Raw genomic sequence first — 24,740 nt, 5'->3', positions numbered from 1 at the left:
CGCCCCATCACGCCCCGTGCCCGGCCGGGACCTCCTCGCCGGGCTTCGGCGGTGGCGGCGGCGTGCCGTCCCCGAACGGCTTGCCGCCCATCTGTTCACGCCCGTGCGGTGCGAGCCAGCCGGACAGGTCGGGTCCCTTCGGCACGATCCGCGTGGGATTGAGGTCGGTGTGCACGATGTAGTAATGCTGCTTGATCTGGGTGAAGTCGATCGTGTCGCCGAACCCCGGGGTCTGGAAGAGATCGCGCGCGTAGCTCCACAGGACCGGCATCTCGTCGAGCTTGTTCCGATTGCACTTGAAGTGCCCGTGGTAGACCGCGTCGAACCGGGCGAGGGTGGTGAACAGGCGCACGTCCGCCTCGGTGATCGTGTCGCCGACGAGGAACCTGCGGTCGGTCAGGCGTTCCTCGAGCCAGTCGAGGCGGGCGAACAGACGGTCGTACGCGTCGTCGTAGGCGTCCTGGGATCCGGCGAAACCGCATCGGTACACGCCGTTGTTGACGTCGCGGAACACGAGTTCGGCGACCTCGTCGATCTCGTCGCGCAGCGGCTCCGGGTACAGGTCGGGGGCGCCCTCGCGGTGATACCGCGTCCATTCCGACGACAGGTCCAGCGTGATCCGGGGGTAGTCGTTGGTGACCACCTGCCCGGTGGGTACGTCGACGATCGCCGGCACGGTGATGCCCCGCGGGTAGTCGGGGAAACGCGCGAGGTACGCGTCCTGCAGGCGCGGAATCTTCAGCACGGGATCGAGGCCGCCCGGATCGAGATCGAAGGTCCAGCTTCGCTTGTCGTGGGTGGGCCCACACAGCCCCAGGGACAGCACGTCCTCGAGTCCGAGCAGTCGCCGGACGATGATCGCGCGATTGGCCCACGGGCACGCGCGGGCGGCGACGAGCCGGTAGCGGTCCGGTTCGACGGGATACCCGTCTCGGCCGTCCGCTGTGATGCGGGTGGCGATGTAGTGGGTGTCACGGGTGAACTCCGCGCCCGATTCGACGTAGGCGCCCGCAGTACCCTGCTGATCTTCCGTCCGGTCCGTCATGGTCGACCCGTCCCGTCTTTCGATGTGGTTTCAGAGCGTACTGCGCGACAGCGTGACCGCGGAGTACGTGCCCAGTTCCCGGAATCCGGTCCGGGCGGCGAGCGCGCGCGAGGCCAGATTGTCGCGGGGTGAACGACATTGGGCGATCAGTCCGCTGTCGAGAGCGTCGTCGGTGGCGATGCCGGCAACCGCGGCGCCCAGCCCGCGCCGCCGGAACGGGGGGACCGTCAGCACACCGACGTCGGCGAGAAAACCCTGGAACTCGGCGTACCCGGCGGACGCGACCGGCTGCTGTGCGTCGTCGAGGATCGTGAACCATCGGTCGCGGTCGCCGAGGTGGGCCTCGGTGACGTCGTCCGGGGGACATGCCGCCTCGACGTGGCGGACGTGGTCGTACTCGTGGGAGACGAGGGGCGGTGTGCCGGTCGAGGGGTTCTGGTAGTCGGTGGCGAAGGCAAGCACCATCGGGCCGGCGCACCGTCCGGACCGATCCTGGGTGAGTGCGAGCAGCGTCGCGGATTCCGCCAATTCCCCGGAGGTGTGCGCGTCGGCGCGCTCGATCGCCCACCGTGGGCCGACCAGTGCGGATGTCTCGCCCAGGCGCAGGAATCGGATCGTGTCGGTCTCGTCGTCCACCCGGACGGTGCGGTCGTCGGCGTCCGGGCGGGTGGCCAGTGCGTCGTCGGGCAATCCCAGTTCACGCGACCAGGCGAGCCGAACGATGTCGAGGTGATGGGAGTCCACGCACCCCACGGTAGCCGCTTGTTCCCACCCCCTCCGGACGGTATATTCCACGTGGAGTATTCGCCGTGGAGTAGTGGAGGTGACCGTGGCTCTCACCCCACTCGGTGTCACCATCCTCGGACTGCTGTGTGAGCGCACGATGCATCCGTACGAGATGTACCAACTCGCCGCCGCCCGGCGCGGACGGGTCGTGAAGATCCGGCCGGGGTCGCTGTACCACACCGTGAGCAGGCTCGAAGGTGAAGGGCTGGTGCGCACCACCGGCACCGACCGCGCGGGGAACCGGCCCGAACGCACCATGTACGAGATCACGGACACGGGCCGTGAGGCGCTCGTGCACCGAGTGAGCGACATGCTCGCGACGCCTGCGCACGAGTACCCGCAGTTTCCCCTCGCGCTGGCGGAGGCGCACAACGTCGACGCGCAGACTGTGGTGGACCTGCTCCGGGACCGCCTCGATCACCTCCGCGGAGAAATCGGCGAACTCGAGACCGCGTCCGCGCTCGCCTGCTCCACCGAGACACCCAGGATCTTCCTCCTGGGCAACGAGTTCCTTCTCACCGTCGCCCGCGCGGAGCACGAATGGCTGAGCGTTCTGGTAACCGACATCGACTCCGGCGCCCTGCCGTGGCTATCACCGGAACTTCTCGACCGACTGACACATTCACGCCGGATCCCCTCCGGTTCAGCAAAGGATTGAAGATGGACACCGAGCGCACCGCGCCACCCACGTCGCCACCCGAGCATCGAAATCCCTGGCCGGCCCTGTGGGCCCTGGTCATCGGCTTCTTCATGATCCTCGTGGACAGCACCATCGTGGCGGTGGCCAACCCGGCGATCATGAACGACCTGCACACCGACATCAACAAGGTCGTGTGGGTCACCAGCGCCTACCTGCTGGCCTACGCGGTACCGCTGCTGGTCACCGGCCGCCTCGGTGACCGGTTCGGTCCCAAGAACATCTACCTGATCGGGCTCGTCCTGTTCACCGCGGCGTCGCTGTGGTGCGGTCTGTCCGGCACCATCACCATGCTCATCGTCGCCCGGGTCTTCCAGGGTCTCGGCGCCGCCCTGATGACGCCGCAGACGATGGCCGTCATCACCCGCACGTTCCCGCCGGACCGTCGCGGCACGGCGATGGGACTGTGGGGCGCCGTCGCCGGCGTCGCCACCCTCGTCGGCCCGCTCGCGGGCGGCGTCCTCGTCGACAACCTCGGCTGGCAGTGGATCTTCATCGTCAACGTGCCCGTCGGTGTGATCGCGTTCGTGCTGGCCTGGCGGTTGGTGCCCGCGCTCGAGACCCACCGGCACAAGTTCGACATCCCCGGTGTCGTCCTCAGCGCGCTCGGCATGTTCTTCCTCGTGTTCGGCATCCAGGAAGGCAGTTCCTACGACTGGTCGGCCACCGTGCTGGCGTCGATCGGCGCCGGCCTCGTCCTTCTCGGTGTCTTCGTCTGGTATCAGTCCTGGAACAAGAACGAGCCGCTGCTGCCGCTGGGGCTGTTCACGGACCGCAACTTCTCGCTCGCCAACGTCGCCATCACCGCCATGGGCTTCGCGATCACCGCGATGGTCCTGCCGCTGATGTTCTACACCCAGGCGGTGCGCGGTCTGACACCCACGCGGTCGGCGCTGCTGCTGGTGCCCATGGCCGTCCTCACCGGCGTCTTCGCGCCGATCGTCGGCAAACTCGTCGACCGCACCCACCCGCGGTACATCGCGGGCGCCGGATTCCTGCTGTTCTCGATCGCTCTCGGCTGGCTGTCCATGGTGATGTCGCCCGACGTGGCGATCTGGGAACTGCTGCTGCCGATCGGCCTGATCGGTCTCGCCAACTCGTGCATCTGGTCGCCGCTCGCGGCCACGGCAACGCACAATCTTCCGCCCCACCAGGCGGGCGCTGGAGCCGGTGTCTACAACACGACCCGTCAGGTCGGCGCGGTGCTCGGCAGCGCCGCGATCGGCGCACTCATCACCGCCCGGCTGTCCGCGCAGGGGCTGAACAGCGGCAGCCAGGAGGCCGGCGTCGGCGAGATGCCCGAATTCGTGAAGGAACCGTTCGCCACGGCGATGGCGCAGTCGATCTGGCTGCCCGCCGCCGTCCTGCTGATCGGTTTCGTCGCGTCGGTGTGTTTCGCACGACCGTTGCGGGAGAAGAAGCCGGGCGTCACCGAGGGCGACGCAGCCAGTCGGGAAACATCACTGCGGGGTTGAGGTAGTCGTCGGGGTCGAATGCCTGCTTGATCGCCCACATCGCCGTGATGTCCTCGCGGCGGAGGGCGAGGTCCAGGTAGTTGCGCTTGTGTGCGCCGACACCGTGCTCGGACGCGATGGTGCCGGCGTGATCGCGGATCAGTTCCGTGATCGGCCGGTAGAGCACGCTCTCGTCGGGGCAGCGCAGCACGTTCAGGTGGACGTTCCCGTCGGCGACGTGTCCGAACAGCACCGGAATGGCGCCGGGTGCCCGGCTCGTCACCAGCGCGACGGCATCGGCGACGAACGCGGCGAGGGTGTCCAGGGGGAGCGCGGCGTCGAACTTCAGCGGCGGCCCGAACAGTCCGACCACGTCGGCGAACGCTTCCCGTGCCGCCCACAGCCTCGCGCGACCGGCGGCGTCGATCCCGACGGCGGGCTCGTCGTCGGGGGCGCAGCGCTCCAGCCCCTCGGCCAGCTCGTCGGTGAGGTCGCGGCGGCCGGCCAGTTCCACGAGGAGGTACCACGGCAGTCCCGTGGGTACCGCGAGACCCAGCTGCGACGAGGCCAATTCGAGTCCGCGGCCGTCGAGCATCTCCACGGCGTCCACCCCCTCGAGCCGCCGGACGACGCGAGCCGCGTCGATCAACCCGGGCAGCTGCGCGAAGCCGGCGAGCGCGGTGATGCGGAACGCGGGCACGGGGTGGAGCGTGAGATCGGCGGTCGTGACGACGCCGAGAGTGCCCTCGCTGCCGACCCACAGCGCGGGCAGGTCGTAGCCGCAGTTCTCGGCGCCCACCCGCATGCTGCGCCGCACGATCGCGCCGTCGGGGAGGACCACCTCCAGTCCGATGACCTGCGCGGACATGGGTCCGTACCGCACGGTGTGCAGACCACCCGCGTTCGTCGACACCATGCCGCCGATCGTCGCGGAATCGCGGGAGGCGAGGTCGACGCCGAACAGCAGTCCCGCGTCGGCGGCGGCGTGCCGGAGCGTGGCGAGGGTGACCCCGGCGCCGACGGTGACGCGCCGGTTCTCACGGTCGACGGCCCCGATCGACGTCAGCCGTTCCGTCGACAGCAGCACGTCGTCGTGTTCCGGAACCGTGCCCGCTTCGAGGCCGGTGCGCCCGCCCTGCACGGTGACCTTCACGCCGGCGCCGCGGCAGATCCCCAGCACGGCCGAGACTTCCGCGGCATCGGCGGGCCGGACGAGTGCGCCCGCCCGCCCGCGGTAGCGGCCGGTGTGGTCGGTGGCGCGGGCGGCGAGCACGTCCGCGTCCACGGTCACGAACCGCTCGCCGACGACGTCGGCCAGCGCCGCCCGCAGCGAGTCCACACCCCGATCGTAGGCGGAACGCATGTGGCAGTCTGGCCGCATGACTGAGCCTGCCGCCGCTGCGCATCCCACCCGACTCGAGCGTGTCCGCACCGATGCCGGCGCCGAGATCGCGATCCTGACGTTCGCCCACGGCCCGTTGAATCTGTTCGATCAAGCGATGTTCGACGCCGTGCAGGCGGACGTGGCGGCGCTCGCCGAGAATCCGCCCCGCGCGGTGCTGCTGCGCGCCGAGGGCAAGGTCGTCTCCGCGGGGGTGGACGTGCACGTGTTCGACGGGCTCACCGCGGAGCAGGGCGAGGATCTGTGGCAGGAACTGTTCGCCGAGATCTGCCATCCGCTCGAGGCGCTGCCCTGCCCCGTCGTCTACGCGGCTCACGGCCTGACGCTCACCGCGGCGTTCGAGATCGCGCTCGCCTGCGACATCATCCTCGCCGCGCCGAAGGCGAAGTTCGGACTGGTCGAGACGGTCGTCGGCCTGACGCCGTCGATGGGCGGGCCGCAGCGGCTGGCCGAACGTGCGGGGTCCGGCCGGGCGCGGGAACTCGTGATGACCGGCGATCTGTACGACGCCGCGACGCTGCACAGCTGGGGCGTGGTCAACGCCGTTCACGAGGACGTCGACGCGGAGGCACGCGCCCTCGCGGCACGCCTGGCGAACGGTCCGACCCGCGCGCACGACGCCACGAAGCAGATCATCTCCGCGTGGCGGTCGGGTGGAGTCGCGCACGCCGACTCGATCACGCCCGACGTGTCGGGCGCGCTGTTCGAGACCGAGGACCTGCGGGGCGCTGTGCGCAGCTTCCTCGACGTCGGACCGGGTAAGGCCACGTACGCCGGACGCTAGCCGTCGGCGATCCGCTCCCCGCAACTGTGACGGGCGTCATATAGTCGTGGCAACGTCCCGGTTCGCGCAGCAGCAGCGGAGGTACAGATGCCGTCGTCCCTCGTCGAGTACCCGAGTGGGGGCCCGTTCTTCCACGACGACCGGGTGGTCCGTGCTCGCGACGGCCTGCTCCGGTACGGCGGGCTCAACCCGTCGCTGACCGAACTGCTCGACGTGTCCGTGCACCGCTACGCGGGCAGGGTCGCCGTCGAGGAGGACGGCGGCCGGTCGCTCACGTTCTCTCAGCTGTGGACGTCCGCGGCGCGGGTCGCCGGCGGGCTGAAGGCGAAGGGTGTCGAGATCGGTGACCGCGTCGCCGTGCGGCAGCCGATCGGGGTCCGCTGGGTGGAGGCCTTCCTCGGAGTGCTGCTCGCGGGAGGCGTGCCGGTGGGTGTCAGCCCGGCTCTGGGCGACGCGCAGACCGGCGAGGTGCTCGCCGACAGCGAATCGGTGTTGATCCTCGACGGTGAACTGCCGGACGGGATCTCGTTCATCGACGACGGTGCGAGCCCCGACGAACTGGTGCTGCTGTCGTACACGCCCGGCCCGTCGGAGTCCCCGAAGGGCGTCGAGTTGAGCAACGAGAACGTCCTCTCCACCATCGAATCCGTCCTCCATGCGCGCGGGTTCAGCTCCGAGGGGCTGCGGAACCTTCTGGTCGAACCGGAACTGCACACCGTCGGATCGCTCGTCGAACTGCTCTCGACGCTGGTGGTGGGCGGGACGGTCCTGCTGACCGGGAGCACTGACGCGGCATCGTGGCGGGGCACCGGAGCCGACGTGCTCACCGCCGCCCCCGCAGTCCTGCTGCGGGCCGTGGAGTCCTCGCGGGTGACGAGCTTCGGTCGTCGCGCGGTGCGCTGGATCGACTACAGCGGCGCCGGCCTGTCGCTGGAACAGTCGCAACTGCTCAGGCGGACGTTCCCCGAGGCCAAGCACTATCTCGGGTGGGGCATGACCGAGACCTGCGGGGCGGGGCTGGCGCTGCCCGACGAGTGCGCCCTGACGCACGCGGGCAGTGTGGGCGTCGCGTTCGGCGGGATGGAGCTGGCCCTGTTCGGTCCCGACGCCGACCGCGGGATCGGTGAATTGCTGTGCCGCGGGCCCGGAGTCAGCCGCGGGTACTGGAACCGGCCCGACGTCACCGCGAAGACGTTCACCGGTGGCTGGTTTCACACCGGCGACACCGCGAATATCGACGACGAGGGCTTCGTCCGTATCGTCGACCGCGACACCGCTGCCTAGGTGGTGCGAAAGGCAGGTATTTCACCCGTGAGCTCTCCCGTCGCCGAGCTGCACATGCACATCGAGGGGTCCCTCGAACCCGAGCTGATCTTCGAGCTGGCCGAACGGAATTCCGTGCAGCTGCCGTACACGGACCTCGACGACCTCCGCTCGCGGTACGAGTTCACCGACCTGCAGTCGTTCCTCGACCTCTACTTCGCCAACATGCAGGTGCTGCGGACGGCCCAGGATTTCGCGGACCTCACCCGCGCGTACTTCGCGAGGGCGTCCGCCGGCGGCGTGGCGCACGTGGAGTTCTTCTTCAATCCGCAGGCACACGTCAATCGTGGTGTCCCGCTGCACGAGGTGCTCGACGGAATCATGGACGCGGTGGCCACCAGTGAGCGGGAGTTCGGACTGAGCAGCGCCGCGATCGCCGCGATCCTGCGGGACCGTCCCGTGCACGAGGCGGAGGACGTGTTCGGGGAGATCATCCGGTTGCAGACGCCGATCGTCGGGCTCGGACTGGACTCGGCCGAGGTGGGCAACCCACCGTCGCTCTTCGAGGACGTGTTCGCCCGCGCCCGGTCGGAAGGCCTGCACGTGGTTGCCCATGCCGGTGAGGAAGGCCCGCCGGAGTACATCTGGCAGGCGCTCGACCTGCTCGGTGCGGAGCGGATCGATCACGGGGTGCGCGCGCTGGAAGACCCGGCGCTCGTGGCGCGCCTGGTGGACGAGGAGGTGCCGCTCACCGTGTGCCCGTTGTCGAACGTGCGGCTGTGCGTCGTCGACTCCCTGGCGGAGCACCCGCTGCGGACCATGCTCGAGGCCGGTCTGCTCGTCACCGTCAATTCCGACGATCCCGCCTACTTCGGTGGATATGTCGACGACAACTTCGCGCAGTTGCGAGACCAGCTCGGGCTCACCGACGCCGAGCGGGACACGTTGGCCCGCAACTCCATCACGGCGTCGTTCGCGAGCGAGGCGCGGAAGACGGAACTGCTCCGCGGCTGAGATCAGTCGATCAGTCCGGCCTCGTCGAGGCTGCCTACGACGGCGAGGACGTCGCGATCGCGGCCGAACGGACCGACCAGGCAGAGGCCGGCGGGCATCCCGTCGTCGGTGCGCAACGGCACGGTCGCGTTGGGCAGGCCCGAGATGGATGCGAGGCACGTGAGCATGCCGGTGGTACGCATCGTGTTCCGGAACCGGTCACCGCTGGGGTAGCTCGTCCGCTCGGGCGCCACGGAGGACGTCGCGGGCAGCAGGAGCAGCCTGTCGCCGACATACGCGGTGATCGTCTTCGAGGCCTCGGCCAGCATGGTCATCTTCCGGCCGTACGTGGATTCCCAGATTCGGCTCGCGTCGACGAAATTGCGGCGCGGTTCGTCGCCGAGCGACGTCATCGCCGCGCTCACCCAGTCGCCGTGCAGCTGCCAGGCTTCGTACCCCTGCACGTCGACGACCGCCTCGTACCAGTCGGGGAGGCGGCCGATGTCGGTGTCGGTCCACGTCAGGCGGGGCAGGGAGCTCTTCTCCCACGACGTCAGGGCGCGCCGCATCGCACCGAGGACGCCTGCCTCGGCGACGGCGTTGATGCCGTCCGAGGTGAGTGCGCTGCGGAACGGGGTCTCCGCGGTGAGGGGAAGCATTGCGCCGGACACGGCGACGAGGGTGGCGACGTCGCCGCAGACCCACGCCGGGGTGTCGAACGTGGGGGACAGTGGGAACAGTCCCTCGGTGGAGACGGCGCCCCGCGACGGCGCGAACCCGTACAGGCCCTGATACGAGGCGGGGATCCGGACGGATCCGGTGGTGTCGACACCCAGGCCGATGTCGGCGACGCCCTGCGCCACCGCGCTCGCGGCGCCCGACGTCGCGCCGCCGGGCAGACGATCCTCGGCGCGCGGGTTGGGCGGCGTCCCGAACTGCTGGTTGACACCGGAATGCCCGTACCCGAGATCGTCGGTCTGGGTCAGGCCGACGACGCGCGCACCCTGACCGAGGAGACGCGTCACGACGGCGGCGGTTCCCGTCTCGGCCGGCACCTCGGCGAGTCGCCGCCCGCTGCCCGCGCCGATCTGCTGTCCCGCAACGGCATACAGGTCGGTGACGGCGAGCCGCATGCCGGCGAGGGGCCCGTCACCGGTGGGCGCGACCAGCGGATCCCCCTGCACGCGCCACGTCGCCTTGTCGACGGGGACGAACTCCGACACTGCTCCGTCGCCGGCGACGGACAGGCCGTCGGGAAGGGGCGGAATCCCGGGATCGTGCAGCCGTTCTCCACAGGCGCCGAGCGCGACGACGCCGAGCGCGGCCGCCCCGGACGTTCCGGCGACGCGAAGGAAGGCGCGACGATCGAAGGATCGACTGGGGGGGCACCTAGCCCACGTTAGCGACCGAGGACCTGCTGCAGGTACGCGTTGCCGAACATTCGCTCGGGATCGTACTTGTCGCGGACCGCGACGAACTCGTCGAAGTTCGGATACGCGGGCCGCAGGTCCTCGGCGGTGCGCCCGTGCAGTTTGCCCCAGTGCGGCCTGCCGTCCACGTCCCGGGCGATCGCCTCGACCGCGGCGAAATAGGGTTCGTGATCGCGGCGGTGGTACTGGTGCACGGCGATGTACGCCGTATCCCGGCCGTTCGCCGTCGACAGCCACACGTCGTCGCCCGCGGCGAAGCGGACCTCGACGGGGAACGCCACGGTGAACCCGGACTTCTCCACCCACGCGTCGATCGCGGCGAGAGTGCCGGGCAGTGCCTCGGTGGGAACCGCGTATTCCATCTCGCGGAACTTGACCCGGCGCTCGGAGGCGAAGACCCGGTAGCTGCGGTCGGTGTACTCACGCGCACCCAGGATGCGCGACGACAGCCGGTTGATCCTCGGAATCGTCGACGGTGCGAGGCAGGCGACCCGGTTGATGCCCTCGAACACGATGTTGGACAGCAGTTCGTCGTCGACGTACGCGCGGACCGGGTGGACGGGCGACGTCGGAGTGTCACCGGGGAGCCGGGTGTTGCGTTTCGTCAGCACGCGGCGGGTGTGCGGGAACCAGTAGAACTCGAAGTGGTCGATCGTGCTGCGGTCGTGGTCGAGGCGCTCGCGGGTGGTGTCCAGCGACTCGGGTGCCTCGACGGCGTGCATCACGTAGTTCGGCACGCACTGGATCGTGACCTTCGAGATGATGCCCACCGCGCCGAGGCCGAGACGTGCGGCCTCGAACAGTTCGGGGTTGTCGGTGGGGGAGCAATCGGCCACCGATCCGTCCGCGAGCACCACCTGGAGGGCGCGGACCTGAGTGGCGAGACCTCCGAAACGGGCTCCGGTGCCGTGGGTGCCCGTGGACAACGCCCCCGCCACCGACTGCACGTCGATGTCGCCGAGGTTGATCATGGCCAGGCCGCGGTGCCAGAGCTGCTCGTTGAGATCGCGCAGGCGTGTGCCGGCGAGGACGGTGACGAGCGCGCCCGCGGGTTCGTCGAGCGTCACGGATTCGATTCCGGTCAGGGCGTCGAGGACGACGAGGATGCCGTCGGTGACCGCGACCCCGGTGAAGGAATGGCCGGCCCCGACGGCCTTCACCCGCTGACCCTGCTCGGCGGCGCGGGTGAGGAGAGCGCTCAGCTCCTCCACCGAGCACGGAGTCGCGAAGCGCTGCGGGTTCGCAGTCTCGGTGCCCGCCCAGTTGCGCCATGTGTCCTGTGCCATGCGCCCATCATGAACCTGGACGCTCGTCCAGGCAAATATCGGGGTTGGTCGGGCGTCCGTGTTGGTCACGGACGAGGCTCCGGCAGGTTCTACGATCGGAGGATGCTGAACAGGCTTCCTGCGGATGAACGTCGTGCCCAACTCGTCGAGTCGGCGCTGGCCATCGCGGAGCAGCGCGGGGTCGCATCGGTCACGGTGCGGGCCGTGGCGGAGGAGGCCGGAGTTTCGCTGGGGGTGGTCCACTACTGCTTCGAGAGCAAGGAAGAACTCCTCGCCGCGATGGGCGAGAGCCTCGTCCTCCAGCTCAGCGCGTCGATGCGGCTGGCATTCGGGCAGGTGCGGCACGCACCGGACCTGCGCGGGATCGACGGCTTGCGCGAACTCCTCCACATCGGGATCAGCGGGATGTGGCCGATCATCGAAGCCACCCCGGACCGCCAGTTGCTGACGTACGAGATCACCGCGCAGGCGCTGCGACACCGCGCGTCCGGAAGCGAGCGGGCCGGCGACATCGCGGGTCAGCAATACCGGACGATGGACGAGGAGGCGATCGAGTTCCTCGCCGAGTGCGCCGGGATCGCGGGCGTCGGGTGGGCGACCCCGGTGGAGGCGATCGCGCGGTTCGGGCTGGCCATCCTCGACGGGCTCGTGCTGCGCTGGCTGGTCGACCGCGACAGTGAGGCCATGATCGCGGCGCTGGACGACATGGTGCAGGTGATCGCGGCGAAGGCCGTCGAGCGGCCCTGACCGGGCGCGCGATCGATCTGGACAATCGTCCAGCTCAATGGTTGACTGGCGCCCTCGGACCGATGGACCACGATTGGACGAACTGTGACGCCGACGCTCGACCGTCTCATCGCCGCGACCGCCGAGGTCGATCCGCCGCTGGCCGCGCTCGACCTTCCTGCGCTGCGTGCGAACGCCGCCGACCTGGTGGAACGCGCCGGCGGAACGCCCGTGCGGGTGGCCAGCAAATCCGTCCGCTGCCGCGCAGTGCTCGAGGCCGCCCTCGGCGAGAATCTCACCGCGTCCGGCGGCTTCCGCGGGATCATGGCGTACTCACTCCGCGAGGCGATCTGGCTGGCCCGCCGCGGTGCGACCGACATCCTCATGGGTTACCCGACCGCCGACCGCGGGGCCCTCGCCGAACTCGCCGCCGACCCGGAACTGCTGAATCGGATCACCCTGATGGTCGACGGCGACGACCAACTCGACTTCGTGCTCGCCGCGGCGGGCGTCACGTCGCTCCGCGCCCGGCTGTGCGTCGACGTGGACGCCTCGCTCCGGCTCGGGCCCCTTCACATCGGGGTCCGCCGATCCCCGCTGCGTGAACCGACCGCCGTCGCCGCGTTCGCGCAGCGCGCCGCGAGCCGGGGATTCGCCGTCGTCGGCGTCATGTTCTACGAAGCGCAGATCGCGGGACTGCCCGATTCCAGCCCGCCCGTCGGCTGGATGAAACGGGCTTCCGCGAAGGAACTCGCCACGCGTCGCGGCGCCGTGGTGGATGCCGTGCAGGCGGAGGTCGGGGTACTCGAGATCGTCAACAGTGGCGGCACCGGCTCGCTCGAGGTGAGCTCCGCGGACCCGGTCGTCACGGAGGTGACGGCAGGGTCGGGCCTGTACGTGCCGACGCTCTTCGACCGGTACCGGGCGTTCTCACCGCGCCCGGCTCTGTACTTCGCGCTGCCGACGGTCCGGAAGCCGGCGCCCGGCATCGCGACGCTGTTCGGCGGCGGCTACATCGCCTCCGGTCCCGCGGGGCGCAGCCGGGTGCCGACGCCGACGTGGCCGCCCCGGCTGAAGCTCCTGCGCAACGAGGGTGCGGGGGAGGTGCAGACGCCCGTGACCGGAAGGGCGGCGACGGAACTCGGCATCGGCGATCGGGTGTGGTTCCGGCATGCCAAGGCAGGCGAGATGTGCGAGCGGTTCACCGACATCCACCTCGTCGAGTCGGACGGCTCCCGCACCGTCGTCCCCACCTACCGCGGCGAAGGCCGGTGCTTCGGCTGACCGGTGAGCCGCATGAACGCGCCCAGTTCGACGAGACCCTCCGGTGTGCTCGGCATGTAGTGCGTGAGCGATTCCGAACGGACGATGATCGCGGCCCACTTGCCGCGGGAGACGGCCACGTTCATCCGGTTGCGCGACAGCAGGAACGACATGCCCCGCGGCACGTCCTCGATCGCGGACGCCGTCATCGACACGATGGCGACGGCCGCCTCCCGTCCCTGGAACTTGTCGACCGTCCCCACCTCGACCTTGCCCAGGCCCACCGCGGCCAGGTCGCGTTCGATCGTTCCGACCTGCGCGTTGTACGGCGCCACCACCAGGATGTCGGACTCGTCGAGCGGGCGGGTTCCCTCGAACTCGCTGGGGTCGGTCCAGCCGGAACCGAGGAGTTTCGTGATCCGGTTGACCACCTCCCGCGATTCCTCGGGCGACTGGGTGGCGTTGCCCTGATGATCGACGAAGACGGTGTGCACGCCCGGGTCGATGCCGTCGAGTTGTCTTGCGGCACCGGCTGATTCCTGCGAACGCAGCTTGCCGTCGTACGACAGCGCCGACACGGGCGCGCAGAGGTCCGGATGCATCCGCCACGAGCGTTCGAGAAAGTAACCGCGGCTCGCGGGCAGCGCCCCATGGCCCTCGGCGAGCCACCCGAGAGCCGACGCGTCGACCGGTTCGGGATGGGTGCCCTGGCTGACCTGCGGGAGCTGCTGGGGATCACCGAGAAGGAGGAGATTGCGGGCCGCGCCGCCCACCGCGATGGTGTTGGCCAGCGCGAACTGCCCGGCCTCGTCGATGACCAGCAGGTCGAGGCTGCCAGGCGGAACGCGGTCGGTGTTCGCGAAATCCCACGCCGTTCCGCCGATCACGCACCCCGTTTCCTTCGCCTGGTCGATGAACCCGGGGTAGTCGTTGGAACTGATGTCGGTCCAGGTCGCGGAGCGATGCCTGCCGTCCTTCTTCGCGACCATCTCGGCGGGAAGGCCGGCCTTCACGACGCCGCCGAGCATGTTCTCGATCACCGAATGCGACTGCGCGACCACGCCGATCCGCCACTGGTATTGCTCGACGAGTGCCTTGATCACCCGGGCCCCGGTGTACGTCTTGCCGGTGCCGGGCGGCCCCTGCACGGCGACGTACGAGTCGTCGAGGTCGAGGAGCGCCGCGGTGATCGCACCCGCATAGTTCGTCCCGTCGACCGGCGGAAGCGGATTCCCGCTCCGCGTGCGCGGGTCGGATCGCCGGAGAATGTCCACCGACGCGCACCGCGGGAGGTCGGGAAGTGGTGAGCACATGCGGTCCGCGGCCACGGCGATGGACGATTCGATGCGGTCGGTCGTGATCGGCGGGCCCGGGGTGATCGCCGTCGGAAGTTGCCCGTACTCCTCGCCGTTCAGGAGTTCCTCCACGATCACCACGTCGCGGCGGCGGCCGTCCTTCCCGACCTCGAGAACGTTGACCGTGCAGGTTCCCCGCTGCTGCGGATTGTCGCCCGCGACGGCCTCGGGGGCGGGAGCGTCGTACAGCGCGTACATCGTGGTCTTGGGTCCCACGGTGCTCCCGGTCCCGAACCGGCCGGTGAGTTCGAGTCGCCGGCGCAGCTTGCGCTGACGCGGCGTGCTCTTGTGCCAGTTCTCCTCGATGACCGCCGACGACACGACCAGAACGTCCCGGATGTCCGACAACTCGTCGTGCGGGACGGTCAGCCGATCGAAGTGCGCCCACCAGAACGGTTTCCGCTCGCGGCGGTGATAGCCGACCGCCGCCGCCATGAGGGCGGCCGCCTGCTGGTCGTGGCCCCGGTGCTCGCTCGGACCGTGCCCGGCGAACTCGCGCAACGCCGCCTCCGCGGGCGTGCAGTCCTCGATCACCGCGGTGGGTTCGTCACCGGGCGGGCGAAGGGCCACGCCGTGCGTCTCCGCCTGGCCGACCAGCCAGTCCCGCAGTCGCAGCGTCGAATCGCAGTCGTACTCGTTGTAGTCGGCGATGCCCTGCAGCAACGCGCGTGCCTCGTCGTCGCGGCCGTTGTCGCGGTGATCGCAGTAGTCGGCGTACGCGACCACCGACGCGGCGGCGTTGGTGACGTCGCCGTCGCGCGGTCGCTCCGGCATGTACAGCGGTTCGAGTTTCTTGATGCTGTACGAACGTTCGCCGATGCGCAGGCACGCGCGCACCACCGGATACAGGTCGACCAGGACGTTGTCGCGCAGCAGGGCGTCGACCGTCTCCTCCCCGACACCGTGCCGTCCCGCCAGTCGCAGCAACGCCGACTTCTCGTACGCGGCGTAGTGGTAGATGTGCATGTTCGGGTATCGCTGACGACGCGCGGTCACGTAGTCGAGGAAGTCGACGAGCGCCTGCCGCTCCTCGGCGCGGTCGTGCGCCCAGAACGGCCGGAACTCGGCGTGGACGGCGGGACCCTCGACCACCCCGAACAGGTACTCGAGACCCCAGTCGGTGGAGCCGTTCTCGGCCCACAACGGGTCTCCCTCGAAGTCGAAGAAGATGTCGCCGTCGTCCGGTTCCGGCAGCCCGCCCAGCGCCTGCGGGGCGTACACCTGGAATTCGGGAGTACCCGAGGACTCCTGACGCAACTGCAGAACGGCCTGGGCGCGAAGCGTGTCGAGGGTGCGGTCGGGAAGCCCCTCGACACCGCCGGAATGCGCGGCGAGTGCGTCGAGTGTGCCGATCCCGGCCGCGATCAGCCTGCTCCGCTGGGTCGACCGCATGCCCGCCACCAGCAGGAGGTCGCGGTGCCGTTCCACCTCCGGGGTGCACGTGTCGCACCGGCCGCAGGCCGTGTACCGGGGGTCGCCCCACTCCGCGACCGTCCCTTCGTCGTGGTGCTCGTCGAGGATTCGTTCGAGCGAGGACCGCCGAGCCGAATAGACGGGAGCGATGTCGCCGAGCGGGTGTGCGGAGTCGCTGTCGTCGCCGAGCAGGAGGTGGACGTCCGGTGACGTCGGAACTCCGTTGTCGGCCAGGGCTTCCGCGTACGCAGCGAGCTGAAGGAGCGCCGGAACCTTCGCGTGCCGCGACAGTTTGGTGTCGTAGACGGCGTACGTGTCGCCGTCGCGGACGAGGAAGTCGCAGAAACCGAGGAAGCGGCCGTCGAAGAAGGTGCCCTGGTACACCACGTCGGCACCGCCGCGAATCGCCTCGACGGTGGCCAGGTTGGCGTCGAGCAGGCCCACCCGCGTGTACTCGGGCCGCTCCATCGTGATCACCCCGTCGCCGAACTCCGCGCGGAACCGCGCGAGCCGCCGATGCTCGTGGGCGTCGCCGAGGCTCGACGTCCGCTGCAGCATGGGATCGTCGTCGGCCGACGTGCCCGGCGAATCGGCGCCGGCGAGCCCGAGCGTGGCGTCCAGCCGGCGCAGCAACGCGAACTCGCAGGTGGCGGCCGCGGAGAGGTCGCTGGCGCTGTAGACGATGGTGTCGTCGAGGAGGAACACAGGCCGATTGTGCCATCGGGGGGCGACAGGCCCAGAATGGCAGCCATGCCTTTCTTCGACGGCCACTCCGGGCTGATCCACTACCGGCACTGGAGTGCGGTGGGTGGACCGGTCGCCCAGCTCGTGTTCCTCCACGGGATGGGGCAGCACACGGGTCACTACCACCGGTTCGCGCGCGGACTGACGTCTGCCGGAATCGGGGTGTGGGGTATCGACCAGGCCGGCCACGGCCTGTCGGAGGGTGACCATCCGGGGTCGGTCGCCGAGTTGGCGGAGGACGCCGCGCTTCTCACCCGGCTCGCCGGGCAGCACGCGCCGGACGTCCCGCTCGCCCTGATGGGGCACTCCCTGGGCGCCGCGGTCTCGCTGGAACTTCTCCTGCGCGGCGACACCGGTTTCCGGTGCGCGGTTCTGTGCGGGATGCCGAAGACCGCCGCGGTGCCGCAGACGGCGGAGGCGCTCGCTTCGGTGGGGATGCCGCTGCTCGCGGTCCACGGTGTGGACGATCGCATCGCACCGATCGATCCCGTCCGCGACTGGGCTGCCGGGGTCCGCGGCCTCGAACTCCGGGAGTTCGACGATGCCGGACACGACCTGCTCCACGAGAAGGTCCATGCCACCGTGACGGCGGTGGTCCGCGACTTCGTCCTGGGCGCGACACGCCCGTGAGTGGCTGAGGAGTCTGTGCACTCCCCGGCCACTCACGGGCGGCGGAGCCGCTTACGCGTAGATGGCCTCGATGGCGGCGCCGTGCTCCTTGTGGATGACGTTCCGCTTGAGCTTCAGCGTCGGCGTGAGCTCACCGGTCTCCTGCGTGAAGTCGACCTCGAGGATCCGGTATTTCTTGATCCGCTCGGGGTTGGACACCTTCTTGTTGCCCTCGGCCACGGCCTCGTCGATCTCGGCCACCAGATCGGGGTGCTTGACCAGCTCGGACACGGGGGTGTCGGCGGCCAGCCCGTGGCGTTCCTTCCAGCCCGGCAGGGTCTCGGAGTCGAGGGTGATGAGCGCGCCGATGAACGGCTTGCCGTCGCCGACCACGAGGCACTGGCTGATCAGCGGGTGCGCGCGCAGGGCGTCCTCGAGGACCGCCGGTGCCACGTTCTTGCCGCCGGCGGTGACGATGATCTCCTTCTTGCGGCCGGTGATCGAGACGTAGCCTTCTTCGTCGATCGAGCCGAGATCGCCGGTGTGGAACCAGCCGTCCCGGATCGAATCCGCCGTGGCCTGCTCGTTGTGCCAGTAACCGCCGAACACGACGGGCCCCTTGAGGAGCAGTTCGCCGTCCTCGGCGATCTTCGCGGCATGACCGTCGATCGGCTTCCCGACGGTGCCGACCTTCTGGGCGCGGGTGGTGTTCACCGAGACGGCGGCGCTGGTCTCCGTGAGGCCGTAGCCCTCGTAGACCGGCACGCCGATTCCGCGGAAGAAGTGGCCGAGGCGTGCGCCGAGCGCGGCACCACCGGAGACGGCGCGGTCGCACTCGCCACCGAGTGCGGTGCGCAGCTTCGAGTAGACGAGCTTGTCGAAGAGGGCGTGCTTGAGCTTGAGACCCAGACCGGCACCGCCGTTGTCCTGCGCCTCGCTGAACGCGATGGCGGTTGCGGACGCCTTCTCGAAGATGCTGCCCTTGCCGCCGTCGTACGCCTTCTGCTTGGCGGAGTTGTAGACCTTCTCGAACACCCGCGGCACCGACAGGATGAAGTGCGGCTTGAAGGCGGCGAACTGGTCGAGCAGCGTGGTGAGGTCGGCGGTGTGCGCGACCGTGACCTTGGCGTCGAAGGCACCGAACGAGATGGCGCGCGCGAAGACGTGCGCGAGGGGCAGGAACATGAGGGTGCGCCTGCCTGCGTACATCGCATCGCTCAGCGCCAGCTTCACGGCCGCCGACTCGGCGTAGAAGTTGGAGTGGGTCAGCTGCACGCCCTTCGGGCGACCGGTGGTGCCGGACGTGTAGATGAGGGTCGCGGGCGAGGACGCGCGCACCTGGTGACGACGCTCGTGCAACTGCTCGTCGGTGACACTCTCGCCGCGCCTCGACAGTTCCTCGATCGCGTTCGGTGTATTCCCCGTCGCTCCGCGCGCCCCGCCTTCGATCTGCAGCACCTCACGCAGATCCGGCGCGGCCTCGGTGACGACCTTGAGCGCGTCGGCCTGCTTCGCGTTCTCGACGACCAGCAGCGACGTCCCGGAGTCCTCGAGAATCCACTTCGCCTGATCGGGCGCGGACGTCTCGTAGATCGCGACGGTGCAGCCGCCCGCCGTCCAGATCGCGTAGTCGATGACGACCCATTCGTAGCGGGTCGCCGAGAGGATCGCGACGCGATCTCCGAGTTCGACGCCCGACGCGAGGAGACCCTTCGCGACGGCGGAGACCTGCTCCGCGAACTCGGCGGCGGTGACGTCTACCCAGCCGCCGTTGCCCGGGCGTTTGAACGGCACGAACGTCGGGTCTTCCTCGGCGTGACGGAAGACCGTGTCCGCCATGGAGGCGTCCTCCGGAATTGAGAACGACTGCGGTACCGAGAATTCACGCACTATGACCCCTCCACTGAAACGACATGACGGATGTGCATTCGATCACATTTGTCCTAGTTTCGCACCAGGGTCGATGTCCGTTATGTGTATTTCCGTTCTGACCAGCGGAGATAAGTGTAACTCGACGTAAACTGGTAACTCAGGCGGCCTCTTCGAGACGGCGCGAGTTCGCCGACAGCCACCGCCGGATCGCGTAGTTCAGCTGATCCGGATCGACGCCGAGCTCCGTCGCGGTCGCCTCCAGGATCTCGTCGGCACGACCGTCGTCGGTGGCCTCGGAGATGCCGAGCGCGCCGCTGATGAAAACGTCCGCGACCCGGTTCGGCCGGACCCCGGGGATCCCGGCGAGCATCAGGAAGTGTGCCCACGTGACGTCGCTGCTCTCACCGCACACCTCGACCCAGGCGTCGTGGATCTGCTCCAGGGCGGCCTCGTCGCGCGCGGCCTCCAGAAGGTCGTCGATGCTGTTGATGCGGAGCTGGTGGAGCCGCTCGGCCGCCTGCTGGATGTGCCGAGCCTCGATCGGCACCCCGGTGGCGGTGTACCGCCGTTTGTACGAACCGACCTTGCCCGCCCACTGATCCGAGCTGCCGGCCTCCTCGAACGTGCGGAGCAGGTCCCGGGCACCGTCGGTGAGGGGCTGATCGGGGTGCGCCCGCCGGTACGCCAGGTAACGGTCGACGACGGCGACCTCGCTGTGGCCTGCGCTCGACTGCACCGATTCGATGATGCAGAGCGCGAGGCTGTGCCGATAGGCATCGGAGGTGACCCAACCGGACGGGTCGCCCAATCGGTCGCGGCAGGCGGTGACGACGGTTTCGACGGTATCGGCAGAGACGGTCACGAGATCCTCCAAAGGCAGTCTGTTCTGTGCTCTGTCCGGTGTATCGACAGGGCCTTCGGGAACGTTGCACCGGAGCTGAAGATTCCTCGAGAACGACCGTCAGTGGGAGCTCAGCAGGTCCGTGACCTCGCTGTCCGAGAGTTGATGGAAATCTTCGTACGCAGCGCCGACGCCGCCGAGATCGGCTGGGGTGTAAGGGCAGATCACCTCGTCGGCGGTCACCCGGAGGCGGCCGACGGCCTCCGGTGCGGCGACCGGAACGGCGACGACCACGCGCGCCGCGCCCAGTTTCCTCACCGACTGGCAGGCCACCGCCGCGGTCGCGCCCGTGGCCATCCCGTCGTCGACGAGAACGGCCGTGCGGCCCTTCAGGGACGCTCGCGGCCTGCCGCCCCGCAGCACCCGGGCCCGCCGTGCGAGTTCGTGGCGCTCCTTCGCTTCGACCATGGCGAGCGCGGTCTTGCTGATCCGCGCGATCCGGAGAACGTCGTCGTTGATCACCCGGGACTCGCCCTCGCCGATGGCGCCCATGGCGAGCTCCGGCTGCCACGGGACACCCAGTTTGCGGACGAGCACGACGTCGAGGGGGGCCGACAGGGCGGCCGCGATCTCGAAGGCGACCGGCACTCCGCCGCGCGGCAGACCGAGCACCACCAGGTCGGTGCCGCGCAGATGGTCGAGTGCGGCGGCCAGTCGGCGACCGGCGTCGGCGCGGCTGGTGTACAGCATCGAACGCTCCGTGAATCGGGGAGAACGCTTCGACTTCGACGCTACTCCCGATCGCGTCGGTCAGATCTCGGTGACGGTGAATCGGCGCAGGGCGAGGGCGGGGTTCTTTTCCCGCACCTCGGTGATCCGGTCCGCGTCCACCGCGGCGACCGCGGCGCCCACCCGTTCACCGAGTGACGCGACGACCACACCCATCGGGTCGACGATCATGCTGTTGCCGGCGCCGGTGCGCGCGCTCTGGTCGGCGGCGGCCACGTACACGGTGTTCTCGATGGCGCGGGCCCGCACGAGCGTGGACCAGTGGTCCTCCTTGAGCGGTCCGGGCACCCACTGTGCGGGCAGCAGCAGCACGTCCGCGCCCGCGTCGACGATGCGGCGGGTGACCTCGGGGAACCGGAGGTCGTAGCAGGTCTGCATGCCGAACGTGAGGCCGTCGACGGAGAAGGTCTCCGGGGCGCCGATCTCGCCCGCGCGGATGACGTCGGACTCCTTGTAGCCGAACGCGTCGTACAGGTGCAGTTTGCGGTACGTGGCGGCGATGTCGCCGCCCGGTCCGACCGCGACGAGGGTGTTGGAGATGTGATCGTCCCCGGGCAGTTGTTCGTTGACTCCGGCCACCAGGTGGACGTCGAGTTCCTTCGCCGTCGCGGCCAGACCGGTGACGAACGGCCCGTCCAGGCCCTCGGCCGATTCGACGATCCGCTCGTCCGTTCGCGGTGCGGTGAACATGGCGTACTCGGGCGCCACCACGACCTTCGCGCCCCGGTCCGCGGCCTCGGCGGCGAGGGCGCGGAGTGTGCGCAGATTCTCCTGTTTGTCCTGACCGGGAGCGAACTGAATGACAGCGACATCGACCATGCCGTCCACGCTAGGCGACGACGTCGCGACACGCGTTCCCCGTCCCGGTCGCCGCGTATTTCCGCGGCGTGGCATTGCGGTGTGGACTCGTGCACTAAACTGCTGGTCAATGAGTGATATCGAGCGTGACCCCGAACCCCCCACTTTTGCCGACCTCGACATCGACGATCGGGTCTTGAAGGCACTGTCCGATGTGGGCTACGAGTCGCCCTCGCCGATCCAGGCCGCCACCATTCCGCCCCTCCTCGCCGGCAACGACGTCGTCGGCCTGGCGCAGACCGGCACCGGTAAGACCGCCGCGTTCGCAGTGCCGATCCTCTCGAAGATCGACCTGACGCAGAAGTCGCCGCAGGCCTTGGTTCTCGCGCCGACCCGGGAACTGGCCCTGCAGGTCGCGGAGGCGTTCGGCAAGTACTCCGCCCACATTCCCGGCCTGCACGTCCTGCCGATCTACGGCGGGCAGAGCTACGGCGTCCAGCTGTCCGGGCTGCGGCGCGGCGCGCACGTGGTGGTGGGCACGCCCGGTCGTGTCATCGACCATCTGGAGAAGGGCACCCTCGATCTGTCCAAGCTCTCGTACCTCGTGCTCGACGAGGCCGACGAGATGCTGAAGATGGGTTTCCAGGAGGACGTCGAGCGCATCCTCTCCGACACACCCGAATACAAGCAGGTCGCTCTGTTCTCGGCCACGATGCCGGGCGCGATCCGCAAGATCTCGAAGCAGTACCTGCACGACCCGGTCGAGATCACGGTGAAGTCGAAGACGTCCACCGCGTCCAACATCTCGCAGCGGTACGTCCAGGTGGCGCATCAGCGCAAGCTCGACGCCCTGACGCGTGTCCTCGAGGTCGAGGACTTCGAGGCCATGATCATCTTCGTGCGCACCAAGCAGGCCACGGAGGATCTCGCGGAGAGACTGCGCTCGCGCGGATTCTCGGCGGCGGCCATCAACGGCGACATCGTGCAGGCCCAGCGTGAACGCACCATCGGCCAGCTCAAGAGCGGCGCCCTCGACATCCTCGTGGCCACCGATGTGGCCGCACGTGGGCTGGACGTCGATCGGATCTCCCACGTCGTCAACTACGACATTCCGCACGACACGGAGTCGTACGTCCACCGGATCGGCCGCACCGGCCGCGCCGGGCGCGCGGGCGAGGCGCTGCTGTTCGTGGCACCGCGCGAGCGGCACCTCCTCAAGGCCATCGAGAAGGCGACGCGTCAGCCGCTGGCCGAGATGCAGCTGCCCAGCGTCGACGACGTCAACGCGCAGCGGGTGTCCAAGTTCGGCGACTCGATCACCGAAAGCCTCACCTCCGACAATCTGGCGTTGTTCCGCAAGATGATCGAGGACTACGAGCAGGAGCACGACGTGCCGCTCGCCGACATCGCGGCGGCGCTGGCCGTGCAGTCGCGCGACGGCGAGGCGTTCCTCATGGCGCCCGAACCGCCGCCCGCGCCCCGCCGCGAGCGGGAGCCGCGCGAACGTCCCGCTCGCCGCTTCGACGACGGCCCGCCGACGCGGTCCCGCGGACCGGAGGGCCAGGAACTGGCGACGTACCGCATCGCCGTCGGCAAGCGGCACCGTGTGGTGCCGGGCGCGATCGTCGGGGCCATCGCGAACGAGGGCGGGTTGCGGCGCAGCGACTTCGGGCACATCAGCATCCGCCCGGACCACAGCCTGGTGGAATTGCCCGCCGACCTGTCCAGCGAGACCCTCGAGGCCCTGCGGCGTACCCGGATCTCCGGGGTGCTGATCCAGCTGCAGCCGGATTCGGGTCCGCCGACGGGCCGTCCGGGCCGCGGCGGCCGCGACGATCGGGCCGGAGGAAAGTTCCAGCGCGACCGCGACAGCCGGAAAAGGCCGCGCGAGTAGTTCCCGCGCGGCCCTCCGAATCGTGATCTCCGGCGGTTACGCCGGGGGAGCAGGGGCCGGGGCGGGCTGTGCCGCCTCGGCCGGCAGCGGTACCTCTTCGGGGACGAAGAACGAACCGACGGTCGGCAGCACGTAGCAGGTCGTGCTGGTGTAGTCGACGGTGCCGAAGATCGATGCCACGACCGTGCCCGGTCCCGTCGCGACGACCTTGTTCAGCGCCGGGTACCCGCCTTCCGTGACGCCGTCGAGCGGCAGGATGCCGCTGGCACCGGTGTTGGTGTTGATCCACGCGACGTTCAGGCCGGAGGCCTTCACGACACCGGGGTAGGCGGACAGCGCCTGGAAGCTGATCTCGTTGGCCTTCACGTCGGCGCTGGGTCCGGTGGTGGCCGACGCAAGCGTCAGGGTGACCGGGGCGACGGTGCCGCAGCCCACGGTCGGTGCCGTGTAGAAGAACGGTGTGGACGGCCCCGCGACGTCACTCAGCACGGTCGACGTGGCCAACGCCTCGACCGCGGCCTTCGCTTCCGGCTTGTCGGCCTGGGTGCGGAGCTCGGCGAGTCCGGGGACGTCCGTGGTGGCCGGGTCCGCGGCTGCCGTCCCGGAGACACCGAATGTCGCCGCGATGCCGACCGTTGCCGCCGCGATCGTGCGTCGCGTCACGCTCATACCGTCCACCTGAACTCCTCGTTGTCTCGTCCGGGCCGCTCTGCAGCGCCGCCCGAACGGAGAATTTACCCGAGCCCGAGCGTATCGGCCCGTGCGCCGTCCAGAGACTGCCGGATGATGTCGGCGTGACCGGCGTGCCGGGCGAGTTCCTCGATCTGGTGCAGCAGCAGGTAGCGGACCGTGTACGCGACCCCCGGCGTCATCCACCGGGCCACGTCGGCGGGCAGGTGAACGTCGCGATCGAGATCGGTTTCGGCGGCGACCGCGGCCTCGGTGGCGTGTTGCGCTTCGCCGAAACGGGCGAGGAGAACGCCGACGGTTTCGTCGTCGGTGACGTTCCATGCCGCCATCCACGCGGCGACCGGGTCTTCGCCGCCGCCGCGCGGGGTGCCGGTGATGCGGGAGGTCATCGCTTCTTCGCCGTCGATGACGTGCTTGAGGAGCGAAGCCAGGCTCATCTCGCTGGCACTGGGCACGCTGCGAGCCTGCTCCTCGGTCAGCCCCGACAGCGCGTTGCGGAATGCGGTGCGCTGGTTGTCGAGCAAAAGGAGAAGGAGTCCGCGCTCGTCGGAGATGGGGTTCGGGATGCTCGGTGTCTCGGTCATGCGTTCAGTGTGGCGCGGATAG

The 24,740-nt window shown here is 69.3% G+C and carries 21 protein-coding genes; 9 read left to right on the top strand and 12 right to left on the bottom strand.

Features of this window, described 5'->3' with window-relative positions:
- Positions 1–7 precede the first annotated feature (7 nt).
- Positions 8–1,045 (bottom strand): glutathione S-transferase family protein, encoded by a 1,038-nt coding sequence (locus tag ACFTWF_RS10435; RefSeq protein ID WP_378461119.1) that lies wholly within the window; start codon positions 1,043–1,045, stop codon positions 8–10.
- 30 nt (positions 1,046–1,075) lie between these two features.
- Positions 1,076–1,798: a GNAT family N-acetyltransferase gene (locus tag ACFTWF_RS10430; RefSeq protein ID WP_378461118.1), complete on the bottom strand. Its 723-nt coding sequence runs from the start codon at positions 1,796–1,798 to the stop codon at positions 1,076–1,078.
- Positions 1,799–1,874: 76 nt separating this feature from the next.
- Between ACFTWF_RS10430 and ACFTWF_RS10425 the strand changes: the two genes are divergently transcribed.
- Both ACFTWF_RS10425 and ACFTWF_RS10420 read left to right on the top strand, forming a co-directional pair.
- The gene (locus ACFTWF_RS10425) at positions 1,875–2,489 is read left to right on the top strand and encodes a PadR family transcriptional regulator (protein ID WP_378461117.1); all 615 of its coding nucleotides are present in this window, start codon (positions 1,875–1,877) and stop codon (positions 2,487–2,489) included.
- A 2-nt stretch (positions 2,490–2,491) separates the two neighbouring features.
- On the top strand, positions 2,492–4,003 hold the full coding sequence (locus ACFTWF_RS10420) for an MFS transporter (RefSeq protein WP_378461116.1): 1,512 nt from the start codon (positions 2,492–2,494) through the stop codon (positions 4,001–4,003).
- On the opposite strand, the gene ACFTWF_RS10415 is transcribed toward ACFTWF_RS10420, so the two are convergent.
- The gene (locus ACFTWF_RS10415) at positions 3,957–5,321 is read right to left on the bottom strand and encodes an FAD-binding oxidoreductase (protein WP_378461175.1); all 1,365 of its coding nucleotides are present in this window, start codon (positions 5,319–5,321) and stop codon (positions 3,957–3,959) included. The two genes, ACFTWF_RS10420 and ACFTWF_RS10415, sit on opposite strands and share 47 nt — an antisense overlap.
- A 40-nt stretch (positions 5,322–5,361) precedes the next feature.
- Here ACFTWF_RS10415 and ACFTWF_RS10410 point away from each other — a divergent pair, with 40 nt between their 5' ends.
- The 3 genes from ACFTWF_RS10410 (at position 5,362) to ACFTWF_RS10400 (ending at position 8,445) form a co-directional block, all read left to right on the top strand.
- Entirely contained in the window at positions 5,362–6,168 is an 807-nt protein-coding gene (locus ACFTWF_RS10410) for an enoyl-CoA hydratase/isomerase family protein (protein ID WP_378461115.1), read from the top strand.
- An 87-nt stretch (positions 6,169–6,255) separates the two neighbouring features.
- Positions 6,256–7,452, top strand: a complete 1,197-nt coding sequence (locus ACFTWF_RS10405) for a class I adenylate-forming enzyme family protein (protein WP_378461114.1) — start codon at positions 6,256–6,258, stop codon at positions 7,450–7,452.
- A gap of 27 nt (positions 7,453–7,479) precedes the next feature.
- The gene (locus ACFTWF_RS10400) at positions 7,480–8,445 is read left to right on the top strand and encodes an adenosine deaminase (RefSeq protein ID WP_378461113.1); all 966 of its coding nucleotides are present in this window, start codon (positions 7,480–7,482) and stop codon (positions 8,443–8,445) included.
- Positions 8,446–8,447: 2 nt separating this feature from the next.
- Here ACFTWF_RS10400 and ACFTWF_RS10395 read toward each other — a convergent pair whose 3' ends face one another.
- Together ACFTWF_RS10395 and ACFTWF_RS10390 are read right to left on the bottom strand one after the other, a co-directional pair.
- Positions 8,448–9,647 (bottom strand): amidase family protein, encoded by a 1,200-nt coding sequence (locus ACFTWF_RS10395; RefSeq protein ID WP_378461112.1) that lies wholly within the window; start codon positions 9,645–9,647, stop codon positions 8,448–8,450.
- A 176-nt stretch (positions 9,648–9,823) separates the two neighbouring features.
- Positions 9,824–11,140: a D-arabinono-1,4-lactone oxidase gene (locus ACFTWF_RS10390; protein WP_378461111.1), complete on the bottom strand. Its 1,317-nt coding sequence runs from the start codon at positions 11,138–11,140 to the stop codon at positions 9,824–9,826.
- A gap of 102 nt (positions 11,141–11,242) precedes the next feature.
- Between ACFTWF_RS10390 and ACFTWF_RS10385 the strand changes: the two genes are divergently transcribed.
- Both ACFTWF_RS10385 and ACFTWF_RS10380 read left to right on the top strand, forming a co-directional pair.
- A complete protein-coding gene (locus ACFTWF_RS10385; protein ID WP_378461110.1) occupies positions 11,243–11,887 on the top strand; it encodes a TetR/AcrR family transcriptional regulator in 645 nt (214 codons plus the stop codon).
- An 84-nt stretch (positions 11,888–11,971) separates the two neighbouring features.
- Complete coding sequence (locus ACFTWF_RS10380) at positions 11,972–13,150, top strand: amino acid deaminase/aldolase (RefSeq protein WP_378461109.1); 1,179 nt, start codon at positions 11,972–11,974, stop codon at positions 13,148–13,150.
- Here ACFTWF_RS10380 and ACFTWF_RS10375 read toward each other — a convergent pair.
- Positions 13,120–16,602 (bottom strand): TM0106 family RecB-like putative nuclease, encoded by a 3,483-nt coding sequence (locus ACFTWF_RS10375; RefSeq protein WP_378461108.1) that lies wholly within the window; start codon positions 16,600–16,602, stop codon positions 13,120–13,122. The genes ACFTWF_RS10380 and ACFTWF_RS10375 overlap by 31 nt on opposite strands.
- A gap of 45 nt (positions 16,603–16,647) precedes the next feature.
- Between ACFTWF_RS10375 and ACFTWF_RS10370 the strand changes: the two genes are divergently transcribed.
- Positions 16,648–17,271 carry an alpha/beta hydrolase gene (locus ACFTWF_RS10370; protein WP_378461107.1) on the top strand — a complete coding sequence of 208 codons (624 nt, stop codon included), beginning with the start codon at positions 16,648–16,650 and terminating at the stop codon, positions 17,269–17,271.
- Positions 17,272–17,322: 51 nt separating this feature from the next.
- Here the strand turns inward: ACFTWF_RS10370 and ACFTWF_RS10365 are convergent, their stop codons facing one another.
- The 4 genes from ACFTWF_RS10365 to ACFTWF_RS10350 all read right to left on the bottom strand — a co-directional run bounded on the left by ACFTWF_RS10365 (position 17,323) and on the right by ACFTWF_RS10350 (position 21,571).
- The gene (locus ACFTWF_RS10365; RefSeq protein ID WP_378461106.1) at positions 17,323–19,140 is read right to left on the bottom strand and encodes an AMP-dependent synthetase/ligase; all 1,818 of its coding nucleotides are present in this window, start codon (positions 19,138–19,140) and stop codon (positions 17,323–17,325) included.
- A gap of 139 nt (positions 19,141–19,279) precedes the next feature.
- The gene (locus ACFTWF_RS10360; protein ID WP_378461105.1) at positions 19,280–19,984 is read right to left on the bottom strand and encodes a heme peroxidase; all 705 of its coding nucleotides are present in this window, start codon (positions 19,982–19,984) and stop codon (positions 19,280–19,282) included.
- Between the two features lie 99 nt (positions 19,985–20,083).
- Complete coding sequence (locus ACFTWF_RS10355) at positions 20,084–20,713, bottom strand: phosphoribosyltransferase (RefSeq protein WP_378461104.1); 630 nt, start codon at positions 20,711–20,713, stop codon at positions 20,084–20,086.
- A gap of 60 nt (positions 20,714–20,773) precedes the next feature.
- Positions 20,774–21,571: a carbon-nitrogen hydrolase family protein gene (locus tag ACFTWF_RS10350; RefSeq protein ID WP_378461103.1), complete on the bottom strand. Its 798-nt coding sequence runs from the start codon at positions 21,569–21,571 to the stop codon at positions 20,774–20,776.
- A 109-nt stretch (positions 21,572–21,680) separates the two neighbouring features.
- Between ACFTWF_RS10350 and ACFTWF_RS10345 the strand changes: the two genes are divergently transcribed.
- Positions 21,681–23,444, top strand: a complete 1,764-nt coding sequence (locus ACFTWF_RS10345) for a DEAD/DEAH box helicase (protein ID WP_378461102.1) — start codon at positions 21,681–21,683, stop codon at positions 23,442–23,444.
- 36 nt (positions 23,445–23,480) lie between these two features.
- Here the strand turns inward: ACFTWF_RS10345 and ACFTWF_RS10340 are convergent, their stop codons facing one another.
- Together ACFTWF_RS10340 and ACFTWF_RS10335 are read right to left on the bottom strand one after the other, a co-directional pair.
- Positions 23,481–24,113: a hypothetical protein gene (locus tag ACFTWF_RS10340; protein WP_378461101.1), complete on the bottom strand. Its 633-nt coding sequence runs from the start codon at positions 24,111–24,113 to the stop codon at positions 23,481–23,483.
- A gap of 65 nt (positions 24,114–24,178) precedes the next feature.
- Entirely contained in the window at positions 24,179–24,718 is a 540-nt protein-coding gene (locus ACFTWF_RS10335; RefSeq protein WP_378461100.1) for a DUF664 domain-containing protein, read from the bottom strand.
- Positions 24,719–24,740 lie beyond the last annotated feature (22 nt).

This window comes from Rhodococcus sp. NPDC056960, from assembly GCF_042674125.1.
Taxonomy (GTDB): domain Bacteria; phylum Actinomycetota; class Actinomycetes; order Mycobacteriales; family Mycobacteriaceae; genus Rhodococcus_F.
This window is presented reverse-complemented; position numbering and strand designations above follow the sequence as displayed.